General features: G+C 66.7%; 11 protein-coding genes. 8 read left to right on the top strand and 3 right to left on the bottom strand.

All coding sequences use genetic code 11. From position 1 onward, the window contains the following. Positions 1-45: 45 nt before the first annotated feature. A complete protein-coding gene (locus tag CRJ03_RS09225; protein WP_104018590.1) occupies positions 46-681 on the bottom strand; it encodes an enoyl-CoA hydratase/isomerase family protein in 636 nt (211 codons plus the stop codon). Continuing rightward, entirely contained in the window at positions 678-1,427 is a 750-nt protein-coding gene (locus CRJ03_RS09220) for an SDR family oxidoreductase (RefSeq protein WP_104018589.1), read from the bottom strand. The genes CRJ03_RS09225 and CRJ03_RS09220 overlap by 4 nt, the downstream gene beginning before the upstream one ends. A gap of 131 nt (positions 1,428-1,558) precedes the next feature. Between CRJ03_RS09220 and CRJ03_RS09215 the strand changes: the two genes are divergently transcribed. The 4 genes from CRJ03_RS09215 to CRJ03_RS09200 all read left to right on the top strand — a co-directional run bounded on the left by CRJ03_RS09215 (position 1,559) and on the right by CRJ03_RS09200 (position 6,240). Beyond that, positions 1,559-3,067 carry a DUF2125 domain-containing protein gene (locus CRJ03_RS09215; RefSeq protein ID WP_129590263.1) on the top strand — a complete coding sequence of 503 codons (1,509 nt, stop codon included), beginning with the start codon at positions 1,559-1,561 and terminating at the stop codon, positions 3,065-3,067. A 57-nt stretch (positions 3,068-3,124) separates the two neighbouring features. Beyond that, on the top strand, positions 3,125-4,471 hold the full coding sequence (locus tag CRJ03_RS09210; protein WP_104018587.1) for a TldD/PmbA family protein: 1,347 nt from the start codon (positions 3,125-3,127) through the stop codon (positions 4,469-4,471). Further along, positions 4,458-5,237, top strand: coding sequence for a 3'(2'),5'-bisphosphate nucleotidase CysQ (locus CRJ03_RS09205; protein ID WP_104018586.1), 780 nt, complete (start codon positions 4,458-4,460; stop codon positions 5,235-5,237). The genes CRJ03_RS09210 and CRJ03_RS09205 overlap by 14 nt, the downstream gene beginning before the upstream one ends. Before the next feature lie 82 nt (positions 5,238-5,319). After that, positions 5,320-6,240 (top strand): DMT family transporter, encoded by a 921-nt coding sequence (locus tag CRJ03_RS09200; RefSeq protein ID WP_104018585.1) that lies wholly within the window; start codon positions 5,320-5,322, stop codon positions 6,238-6,240. Here CRJ03_RS09200 and CRJ03_RS09195 read toward each other — a convergent pair. Then, positions 6,179-6,997: a glycosyltransferase gene (locus CRJ03_RS09195; RefSeq protein WP_104018584.1), complete on the bottom strand. Its 819-nt coding sequence runs from the start codon at positions 6,995-6,997 to the stop codon at positions 6,179-6,181. The genes CRJ03_RS09200 and CRJ03_RS09195 overlap by 62 nt on opposite strands. Positions 6,998-7,313: 316 nt before the next feature. Here CRJ03_RS09195 and rpsL point away from each other — a divergent pair, with 316 nt between their 5' ends. The 4 genes from rpsL to tuf all read left to right on the top strand — a co-directional run bounded on the left by rpsL (position 7,314) and on the right by tuf (position 11,617). Then, a complete protein-coding gene (rpsL, locus tag CRJ03_RS09190; RefSeq protein ID WP_104018583.1) occupies positions 7,314-7,685 on the top strand; it encodes a 30S ribosomal protein S12 in 372 nt (123 codons plus the stop codon). A gap of 63 nt (positions 7,686-7,748) precedes the next feature. After that, positions 7,749-8,219: a 30S ribosomal protein S7 gene (gene rpsG / locus CRJ03_RS09185; RefSeq protein ID WP_104018582.1), complete on the top strand. Its 471-nt coding sequence runs from the start codon at positions 7,749-7,751 to the stop codon at positions 8,217-8,219. An 18-nt stretch (positions 8,220-8,237) separates the two neighbouring features. Continuing rightward, positions 8,238-10,355: an elongation factor G gene (gene fusA, locus CRJ03_RS09180; RefSeq protein WP_104018581.1), complete on the top strand. Its 2,118-nt coding sequence runs from the start codon at positions 8,238-8,240 to the stop codon at positions 10,353-10,355. Between the two features lie 86 nt (positions 10,356-10,441). Then, on the top strand, positions 10,442-11,617 hold the full coding sequence (gene tuf / locus CRJ03_RS09175) for an elongation factor Tu (protein WP_104017425.1): 1,176 nt from the start codon (positions 10,442-10,444) through the stop codon (positions 11,615-11,617). Positions 11,618-11,619: the final 2 nt, after the last annotated feature.

The raw sequence follows: 11,619 nt of genomic DNA, 5'->3' as shown, positions 1-11,619 counted from the left end.
CCGCGCATTGGCACCAAGCTGTGAGGGTCCGCAACAGACCAGACCCTACTCCCTCACAGGAGCGCCTCCCGCGCGGCACATCGCCTTTAGCGCGGTGGCGTGGTCGGCGTCGGCGGCGAGGCTGTCGGCGACGAGCCCTCGCGCGCTCTCGATCAGGTCATCGCGCGGCACTACCCGGTCGAACAGGCCCCAGGCCAGCGCCTCGTCGGTCCCGATCTTTGCGCCCGCCAGCAGGATCATCTTGGCCCGCGCCGGGCCTACCAGGGCGGCGAGCCGCGCCGGGTCGCTGGGTTGCGGGCGAAAGCCGAGCCGCATCACCGGGTAGAACGCGCCCGCCCCTTCGGCAGCGATGCGCAGGTCGCAGGCCAGCACCATGCCCAACGCGCCGCCCGCAACGGTCCCGTTCAGGGCCGCAACCGTGAGGTTCGGGAGCGTGGCGAGCGCACCCGAGAGCCGTTCCCACTGAGGGCTCGTTGCGAGACCTGCGCGCGCGGCTTCGAGGTCGGCGCCGGCGGAAAACACCTTGCCCGACCCGGTCAGGATCAGTGCCCGGGCCTCGCCGTGGGCGGCCTCTGCAATATCGGCCAGCTCGGCCAGCATTGCCTCGGTCAGCGCGTTTGCCTTGTCGGGGCGGTCGAGGGTGACGGTCCATAGACCGTCCTCGCGCGCCAGCCCGATCATGCGAGTCCCGCCCGGTCGCGGATATCCGGGTCGCGCAGCGAAATCTCCTGCCCGGCGAGGTCGCTCGCCTCCGGCCCGCACATCCACAGAAGCGTGCGCGCCGGCCAGTCGGCGGGGATATGCTCGGACCAGTCGAGCGCTGCCACCGCGTTGACGCCGCTTTCCTTGATCTCGCGCTGCATGTCGGTGGCGACCGTGCCGGGCGACAGGCCCATCACCCGCACCCCCGCGCCGCGCGCCTCGAGATCGGCGCTGCGCGTCAGCATTGCCGCCCCGGCCTTGGACGCGCAATAGGCGCTCCAGCCTTCCAGCGCATTGTGCGCGGCCCCGGAACTGACGGTGATGATCGTGCCATCGCCCCGTGCGATCATGCCCGGAAGCGCCGCGCGCATGCCGTTGAACACGCCCTTGAGGTTGATGTCGATGGCGTGGCCCCAGGCGTCGGGATCGGCCTCGGCCAGCATGGAAATCGGTGCGATCACGCCGGCGTTGTTGATCAGCACGTCAAGCCGGTCAAAAGCGGTATGGCAGGCCTCGACCGCGGCCTCCATCTCCCAGTAGCGGCTGACGTCGCAGGGGATGGCGATGGCGCTCGGCCCGATCTCGCCCGCAAGTTTGGCGATGGCGTCGCCGTTACGCGCCACCAGGGCCACGTTCGCGCCCGCCTCGGCAAAGACACGCGCGGCCGCCGCTCCGATGCCCTTGCTCGCGCCGGTGATGAGAACGCATTTTCCGGTCATGCTCATGTCAGCCCCCTTGTGGTATTCCGTCGGTTTCTATCCGGCGTGGCCGCCGAATTCCAGACGGATCGTCACTTGACCCGGGGTGTGGCAGGGCCGACATTGTTGCAGACCGTTCCGATGAAAAGGATTTGACGATGCCTCCTTGTCTCCGCGCCGCCCCGTTGCTTGTTCTCGGCCTTTCCGCCGGTCCCGCCTTCGCCGATCTGACGGCCGCGGATGTCTGGCAGAGTTGGCAGGGGCAGCTATCGCAGCTCGGCTACGAGATCACGGGCACGCCGCAGCAGGGCAGCGACGGGATCGTGATCCCCGACCTCGGCCTGACGCAGGAGTTGCCGGATGACGGCGGGCGCGTCGAGATGCGGATGGGCCGGATCGAGATGACCGAAGCCGGCGACGGCACGATCGAGCTGATCTATCCGCCCACCATGCCGATGGCCATTGCCGTCACGCCCGCCGATGACGAGCCACTGACCGCCGTGCTGACGCTCAGCCATGATGGCCTGTGGATCACCGCCTCCGGCACACCGGAGGAAATCGACTATGCCTATGCCGCGCAGACGATGCGCATCGAGATCGGTGACGTGACGGTCGGCGGCAAGGCTATCGAGACCCTCGCTGGCGGGCTGACCTTCGAGGACCTGGAGGGGAACAGCACAACCCGGTTCAACAAGGATGTGCGCCGCGTCGAGCAGCGCCTTGCCTCCGGCACCGTCGGCTATCGGTTCAAGATTGTCGATGAGAAGACGGGCTCGGCCCTCGATCTCGCGGGCGAAGCCGACAGCATGACCCACGAGTCGCGCCTGCTCTTGCCCGGGACCGGCGATCCGTCGAACATGGCGGCGGCGCTCGAAAACGGATTTCGCCTGGAAACCGACCTCGCCTTCGGCGCAGGCTCGGCGCAGTTCGAGGTCTCCGAGGATGACGAGACCATGACCGGCACCTCGCGCAGCGACACGGTCCGGATCAGCGGGGCGTTCTCGGGCGATGGGCTGGTTTACGAGAGCGACGCAACGGGGCTGGAGGTCACCACCGAGCTCGGCGTGTTCCCGACGCCGCTGACCTATGCCATCGACCGCGCCTTCGCGCGGTTCCGGCTACCTGTGGCACAGGGCGAGGAATTACAGGATTTCGGCCTATCGATAGATTTCGCCGGTCTCCGGCTCCCCGATGAGTTGTGGTCTATGATCGACCCGAAGGCCGCCCTGCCGCGCGATCCGGCGAATCTCGCGGTGGACCTGACGGGCAAGGCGCGGCTGACGACGAATATCTTTGACGAGGCGGAGATTGCCGCCCTCGAAGAGCGCGGCGAGACCCCCGGCGATCTCGACAGCCTGTCGCTTGAAAAGCTGGCGCTGTCGGTGGCGGGCGCGCGCCTCACCGGTGAGGGCGCGATCACCTTCGACAATGCCGAGGGGCTCGACATGCCGCCGGCGGAGGGCACCGTCGATCTGCGGCTCGAAGGCGGCGAAGGGTTGCTGCAGAAGCTGGTGGATATCGGCCTGATCCCCGAGGATCAGGCCATGACCGCGCGGATGATGGCGTCGATGTTCGCCAATGCGGTCGAGGGTGAGGATACGCTGATCTCGCGCATCGAGATCGAGAAGGATGGCACCGTGACGGTGAACGGCCAGCGGATGCGCTGAGCTCTTGCACCGGGGGGCGCGGCGATCTACCTCCCGCGGGGACCGTGAGGAGGGACGATGCCGGATACGCTCGATGATCTGACCCATGCGCTCGTCGATGCGGCGCGCAAGGCCGGGGCCGGGGCCGCCGACGCCATCGCCATGCGCGGCCAATCGGTGATCGTGGACATGCGCGGCGGCACGCTGGAACAGGCCGAGCGCGCCGAGGGCGTCGATATCGGCCTGCGCGTGCTGGTGGGCAGGCGACAGGCCAATGTCTCTGCGTCGGATACCCGGCCCGAGACCATTGCCGCGCTGGCCGAACGGGCCGTGGCGATGGCGCGAGAGGCCCCCGAGGATCCGTTTGCCGGGCTCGCCGATGCCGCCCAGCTTTCCGTGCGGCGCGATGCAGCCGGGCTCGACCTGTGCGATCCCGGCCCCGCCCCCGCCCCCGATGCGCTCATGCGGATGGCCGAGGAGGCCGAGGCGGCGGCGCTGGGCGTGGCGGGGGTCGCCCAAGTGCAATCGGCCTCGGCCGCGTGGTCACGCCGCGAGATGCACATCGCGGCGAGCAACGGCTTCTCCGGCGGCTATGCGCGCAGCGATACGAGCCTGTCCTGCGTGGCCATTGCCGGGACCGGCACGGGGATGGAGCGCGACCACGATGCCGACTCTCGCGTGTTTGCCGCCGACCTGCGCGATCCATCCGAGATCGGGCGGCGCGCCGGGGAGCGCGCGGCAGAGCGGACCGGCGCGCGCAGGCCGCGGACGGGGGCCTATCCGGTGATCTTCGACGAGCGGGTGGCGGCCACGCTCATCGGCCATCTGCTGTCGGCGGCCAACGGCGTGGCGGTGGCGCGTGGGTCGTCCTGGCTGCGCGACCGGATCGGCACGCCGGTGCTGCCCGATGAGCTGGACTTGCTTGAAGACCCGCACCGCCCGCGCGTGTCGGGCTCGCGGTTCTTCGATGCCGAGGGGTTGGCGACGGTACCGCGTGCGATCGTCGAGGGGGGCAGTTTGTGCGGATACACGCTCGATCTGGCCTCGGCGCGCAAGCTGGGGATGACGCCTACGGGCAACGCGGCGCGCGGGGTGTCCGGGGTGCCGTCGCCCGCGACGTGGAACGTCGTGCTCACCCAGGGAGAGCAGAGCCGCGCCGACCTGCTGCGCGAGATGGGCACCGGGCTTCTGGTCACATCGCTCATCGGTGCGACCATCAACCCCAATACCGGCGACTACTCGCGCGGGGCGGCCGGGTTCTGGGTCGAGGGGGGCGAGATTTCGCACCCGGTCAACGAATGCACCATCGCCGGGAGTCTTCCCGACATGCTGCGCCGGATCACGCCCGCCAACGATGCGCGCACGCATCTGAGCCGCGTGGTGCCGTCGCTTCTGGTCGAGGGGCTGACGCTTGCCGGCGCATGACCTCGCGCTGCTGATCGAGGCGGCGCGCGAGGCGGGGGCGCTGGCGCGCGATCTCGTGACACGCCCGCTCGACACGATCGACAAGCCCGGTGGTGCCGGCCCGGTGACAGCGGTGGACCTCGCTGTGGATGCCTGCCTCGCCGCGCGCCTGCGCACCGCGCGCCCCGATTACGGCTGGCTGTCGGAAGAGACCGAGGACAATCCGGCGCGGCTCGGGGCTGACCGGGTGTTCATCGTCGATCCGATCGACGGCACGCGCAGCATGATCGAGGGCAGTGGCCTGTGGGCGCACGCGCTGGCGGTGGTGGAGCGCGGCGTGGTTACCGCCGCCGTGATCTATCTGCCGATGCGCGACAAGCTCTACGCCGCCGCCGCGGGGCAGGGGGCCACGCTCAACGGGATGCCGATCCGCGCGGGCGCGCGCCGCGCCCTGCCGGGGGCCACGCTGCTCGCGTCAAAGCCCGCGCTCGACCCTGCGCATTGGCGGGACGGGCGGGTGCCGCTCTTGCGCCGGGGCTTTCGGCCCTCGCTTGCCTATCGGCTCGCGCTGGTGGCGGAGGGGCGCTTTGATGCGATGCTGACACTGCGCCCGACCTGGGAATGGGACGCGGCGGCGGGTGACCTGATCCTGCGCGAGGCCGGGGCGGCGACCTCGGACCGGCGCGGCGGCACGCTCGTGTTCAACAACCCGGTGCCGCAGGTCAAAGGGCTGGCCGCCGCCAACCATACGCTTCACACCGGGCTCATCGCCGCGCTCGCGGACTGAACGCTTGTCATTTCACCTTGGGCCAAATACTCCGGGGGTGCGGGGGCTGGCCCCCGCGTTTCCGCCACCTTTCGGTTCCGCAATGCCCCGTTCCGACAATCTTACCGGCGCGCTCCTGATGATGGGGTCGATGGCGGCGTTCACCTTCAACGACGCGATGATAAAGTCGCTGTCGGGGCAGATATCGCTGTTTCAGGTGATGTTCCTGCGCGGGGTGCTGACCACGGCGATGGTGGCGGTGATCGCCTGGCGCATGGGGGCGTTGCGCCAGCGCCTGCCGCGCGCCGACCGGTGGCCGGTGTTCTGGCGGATGGTGGGCGAGGTGGGCTCGGCCTATTTCTTTGTCACCGCGCTCTTTCACATGCCGATTGCCAACATCAGCGCGATCATGCAGGCGCTGCCGCTGACCATCACGCTCGCCGCTGCGCTGTTCTTTGGCGAGCCGGTGGGCTGGAAACGAATGTCGGCCATCATCGCGGGGTTCATCGGCGTGATGCTGATCGTGCGCCCGGGTACCGAGGGGTTCACCATCTATTCGGTCTACGGCCTCGCGGCGGTGGCGATGGTCACGCTGCGCGATCTGGCCACGCGCAGGTTGTCGCGCGAAGTGCCCTCGATGCAGGTGACGCTCATCACTTCGGCCTGCATCATGGTGTTCTTCGGTCTGGCGACCGTGCCGCAGGGCTGGGCCCCGGTGGACGGTCGCGCCGCCCTGCTGATCGGCGGGGCGGCGGTGATGATCATCGGCGGATACCTGTTTTCCATCATGGTGATGCGGGTAGGCGAGATATCGTTCGTCTCGCCGTTCCGCTACACGAGCCTCATCTGGGCGCTGATCCTTGGATGGGTGGTGTTCGGCGACTGGCCGCAAACGATCACGCTCGTTGGCGCGGGGATCGTGGTGGCCTCGGGGGTATTCACCCTCTACCGCGAGGCGCGGATCAGCCAGCGTGCGCGGGCCGCGCGGAAAAAAGAGCTTTCACTCGGTCCTCGTCCACGTTGAACCGCTCGCGAAAGAGCGCGCGCCGCGCGTCGTCGAGCGGGCTGAGCGCGGGCGGGTGCTGTGCCTCGCCGGTGTCGTTGTCGTCGTGCAGGGCGCGCAGGTACATCTCTGGCCCCGGGTTGATGAGCGTCGGCATCTCGTAGTGCAGCTTGTGATGGCCGTAATTCATCACCGTTTTCGCATCACCGGGGCGGAACAGCACGGCGAGGCCGCAGGCCCAGAAATGCGTCTGCACCGCCTCGGCCTCGATACCCTGCTCCGACAGGCGCACCGCATAGCCGCGATTATACTCGAACGCCACGTTGCGCCACGCCCGCCGCATCCGCCGCGTGTTGCGTTCGAACCAGCGCAGGCTCTGGACGAATCCCACCGACACCGCGTCGTCATCATCGAGCCGGAACTGGATCGACTCGGTCTCGTCCTCGCCGAGCGCCTGCTTGATGGCGCGGCGCATCGCGTCGCGGTGGCGCATCGGCTCCATCTCCACGATCCGCATTTGCGGCACATCGGCGGCAAGATCGTGCAGGCGCGACCGCCACGGCTCGGGCAGGTTCTCGCCGGTGACCACGAGAAATGTGAAATCGCCGTTGGATTGCGCGGCGATAGAGGGCATTGTGAGGCTCTCGAAATGCGCGAAACGCAGTGCCATCCGGTCGGGCGCGTAGAGATAGGCCTCGCGTTCGGCGACTGATCCGTGCATCCGCTTGAACCCGCCGAGAGCAGGGTAGGAAAAGCGGCATAGTCCGATGACGCGCATGGCGCTTGCCTCGCGGATGGTCTCGGGTTGTGGCCAAGTCTTGGCATCCCGGGCCGCTGTTGACAAGCATGGCGACTCTGCCTATACGCCGCTCAATCCACAGGCGCGGGGCCGGTTGCCCTGCCGTCTGTTTCATAACTTGAGTGGTCATGATCCGGGCGAATGCGCCCCGATCCTCTGGAAGCCCGCCGCGTCGCACCGGATGAAAAGGTGCGGATGCGGTGTATGCGTGTTGCGGACGCGCGACGCGTTTTCGATGAACCGCAGGGGCGTGCCCTTGCAGACACATGTGTTGAGAGACGGGGAAAGAACCGGAATGCCAACGATCCAGCAGCTGATCCGCAAGCCGCGGCAGCCGAAAGTCAGAGCCACGAAATCGCAGCACCTTCAGGGCTGCCCGCAGAAACGCGGCGTGTGCACGCGCGTCTATACGACGACGCCGAAGAAGCCGAACTCGGCCATGCGCAAGGTTGCCAAGGTGCGCCTGACCAACGGCTTCGAGGTCATCAGCTACATTCCCGGCGAAAAGCACAACCTGCAAGAGCACTCGGTCGTCCTGATCCGCGGCGGCCGCGTCAAGGACCTTCCCGGCGTGCGCTACCACATCCTGCGTGGTGTGCTCGATACGCAGGGCGTCAAGGACCGCAAGCAGCGCCGTTCGAAATACGGGGCGAAGCGCCCGAAATAAGGATTTCGGGCGTCCCGGCATCGCGCCGGGGCATCGCCCGCAGAGGAACAAGAGGAAGATAAGATGTCCCGTCGTCACGCCGCCGAAAAGCGCGATATCCTGCCCGACGCCAAGTATGGCGACCGGGTCCTGACCAAGTTCATGAACAACCTGATGGTGGATGGCAAGAAATCCGCCGCGGAAAAGATCGTCTACAACGCGCTCGAGCGTGTCGAGACCAAGATCAAGCGCGCGCCGGTCGAGGTGTTTCACGAGGCGCTCGAAAACATCAAGCCCTCGGTCGAGGTTCGCTCTCGTCGCGTCGGCGGCGCCACCTACCAGGTGCCCGTCGAGGTCCGCACCGAGCGCCGCGAGGCGCTGGCGATCCGCTGGCTGATCAACGCGTCGCGTGCCCGCAACGAAAAGACGATGGAAGAGCGTCTGGCGGGCGAATTGCTCGACGCCGTCCAGAGCCGCGGCTCTGCCGTCAAGAAACGCGAAGACACCCACAAGATGGCCGACGCCAACAAGGCGTTCAGCCACTACCGCTGGTAACCCGAGAGGCATTCTCCGATGGCACGCGACTATACGCTGGAATACTACCGCAACTTCGGGATCATGGCCCATATCGATGCAGGCAAGACCACCTGCACCGAGCGGATCCTGTTCTACACCGGCAAGTCTCACAAGCTTGGCGAGGTGCATGATGGCGCCGCGACCATGGACTGGATGGAGCAGGAGCAGGAGCGTGGCATCACGATCACGAGCGCCGCGACCACCACGTTCTGGGAAAAGACCTATACCGGCACCGAGCCGGAGAGCTCGAAGCACCGCCTGAACATCATCGACACCCCCGGTCACGTCGATTTCACCATCGAGGTGGAGCGCTCGCTCGCCGTGCTCGACGGCGCGATCTGCCTGCTGGATGGCAATGCCGGTGTCGAGCCGCAGACCGAGACCGTCTGGCGCCAGGCTGACCGCTACAAGGTGCCGCGGATCGTGTTCGTCAACAAGATGGACAAGATCGGCGCCGACTACATCAACTGCGTCAACATGATCAAGACGCGCACCGGCGCGACGCCGCTGCCCGTGAACCTGCCCATCGGGGCAGAGGACAAGCTCGAGGGTATCATCGACCTCATCACCATGGAGGAATGGACCTGGCGCGGCGAGGATCTCGGCGCGAGCTGGACCCGTCAGCCGGTGCGTGACGAGCTCAAGGACATGGCCGACGAGTGGCGCGCCACGATGATCGAGACCGTGGTCGAGCAGGACGACGACGTGATGGAGGCCTATCTCGAGGGCGAGGAGCCCGATATCGAGACGCTCCGCCGCCTGATCCGCAAGGGCACGCTGGCGCTCGATTTCGTGCCCGTGCTCGGTGGCTCGGCGTTCAAGAACAAGGGCGTGCAGCCGCTGCTGAACGCGGTGGTGGATTTCCTGCCCTCGCCGCTCGACGTGCCGGATTACATGGGCTTCTCGCCCGATGACGAGACCGAGACCCGCAACATCGTCCGCAAGGCCGATGATGCCGAGCCGTTCTCGGCGCTCGCCTTCAAGATCATGAACGACCCGTTCGTGGGCAGCCTGACCTTCACGCGCATCTACTCGGGCACGATGAAGAAGGGCGATGCGATCCTCAATTCGACCAAGGGCAGGAAAGAGCGCGTCGGCCGGATGATGATGATGCACTCCAACGATCGCTCCGAGATCGACGAGGCATTCGCCGGCGATATCATCGCGCTCGCCGGGCTCAAGGAGACCACCACCGGCGACACGCTGTGCGATCCTGCCAAGCCCTTGGTGCTGGAAACCATGACCTTCCCCGACCCGGTGATCGAGATCGCGGTCGAGCCCAAGACCAAGGGCGACCAGGAGAAGATGTCCGCAGGCCTCGCGCGGCTCGCCGCAGAGGACCCGTCCTTCCGCGTCGAGACCGATCTGGAATCGGGCCAGACGATCATGAAGGGTATGGGCGAATTGCACCTCGACATCCTCGTTGACCGCCTCAAGCGCGAGTTCAAGGTCGAGGCCAATATCGGTGCGCCGCAGGTGGCCTATCGCGAGACGATCAGCCACAAGATCGAGCACACCTACACCCACAAGAAACAGTCGGGTGGCTCGGGTCAGTTCGCCGAGGTCAAGCTCGAGATCGCGCCGACCGAGCCGGGCGAGGGCTTCTCCTTCGAGAGCCGGATCGTCGGCGGCGCGGTGCCCAAGGAATACATCCCCGGTGTCGAAAAGGGTATCCGCTCGGTCATGGACAGCGGTCCGCTCGCCGGCTTCCCGGTGATCGACTTCAAGGTCGCGCTGGTGGACGGCAAGTTCCACGATGTGGACAGCTCGGTCATGGCGTTCGAAATCGCCGGTCGCATGGGGATGCGCGAGGGTCTGCGCAAAGCCGGGGCCAAGCTGCTCGAGCCGATCATGAAGGTCGAGGTGGTGACGCCGGAGGAATACACCGGGTCGATCATCGGCGATCTCACGTCGCGGCGCGGGCAGGTCTCGGGTCAGGATACCCGCGGCAACGCCATCGCGATCAACGCCAACGTGCCGCTCGCCAACATGTTCGGCTACATCAACACGCTGCGCTCGATGTCCTCGGGCCGCGCCCAGTTCACGATGCAATTCTCGCATTACGATCCGGTGCCGGCGAACATCTCCGAAGAGATCCAGTCGAAATACGCATGAACCCGGGTGGCGGGGTAAACCCCGCCCTACCCAAACCGTAGGGTGGGCAAGGGCCCACCATCCGTTATGAAAAAGGAGCCAAGACGATGGCGAAGGAAAAGTTTGACCGTTCGAAACCGCACGTGAACATCGGCACGATTGGTCACGTTGACCACGGCAAGACGACGCTGACGGCGGCGATCACGAAGTATTTTGGCGATTTCCGGGCCTATGACCAGATCGACGGCGCGCCGGAGGAGAAGGCGCGCGGGATCACGATCTCGACGGCGCACGTGGAATACGAGACCGACGCGCGCCACTACGCCCACGTCGACTGCCCCGGCCACGCCGACTACGTCAAGAACATGATCACGGGTGCCGCGCAGATGGACGGCGCGATCCTGGTGGTGAACGCCGCCGACGGGCCGATGCCGCAGACGCGCGAGCACATCCTGCTGGCGCGCCAGGTGGGGGTGCCGGCGCTGGTGGTGTTCCTCAACAAGGTCGACCAGGTCGATGACGAGGAGCTTCTGGAGCTGGTCGAGATGGAAGTGCGCGAGCTTCTGAGCTCTTACGATTTCCCCGGCGACGACATCCCGATCATCGCGGGCAGCGCGCTGGCGGCGATGGAAGGGCGCGACCCGGAGATCGGCGAGAACAAGATCCGTGAGCTGATGGCGGCGGTGGACGAGTTCATCCCGACGCCCGAGCGCGCGGTGGATCAGCCGTTCCTGATGCCGATCGAGGACGTGTTCTCGATTTCCGGCCGCGGCACGGTGGTGACGGGGCGCGTGGAGCGCGGCGTGATCAACGTCGGCGACGAGATCGAGATCGTCGGCATCCACGACACCAAGAAGACCACCTGCACCGGTGTCGAGATGTTCCGCAAGCTGCTCGACCGCGGCGAGGCGGGCGACAACATCGGTGCGCTTCTGCGCGGGATCGACCGCGAGGGCGTCGAGCGCGGGCAGGTTCTGTGCAAGCCGAAATCGGTGACGCCGCACACCAAGTTCGAGGCCGAGGCCTATATCCTGACCAAGGAAGAGGGCGGGCGGCACACGCCGTTCTTTGCCAACTACCGGCCGCAGTTCTACTTCCGCACGACGGACGTGACCGGCACGGTGGAGCTTCCCGAGGGCACGGAAATGGTGATGCCCGGTGACAACCTGAAATTCGCTGTCGAGCTGATCGCCCCCATCGCCATGGAAGACGGCCTGCGCTTCGCCATCCGTGAAGGCGGCCGCACCGTCGGCGCCGGCGTCGTCAGCAAGATCATCGAGTAATC

The organism is Roseovarius nitratireducens (genome assembly GCF_002925845.1).
Taxonomy (GTDB): Bacteria; Pseudomonadota; Alphaproteobacteria; order Rhodobacterales; family Rhodobacteraceae; genus Roseovarius; species Roseovarius nitratireducens.
Note: the sequence above shows the minus strand (reverse complement) of the source record. Positions and strands in the feature narration are given on the sequence as shown.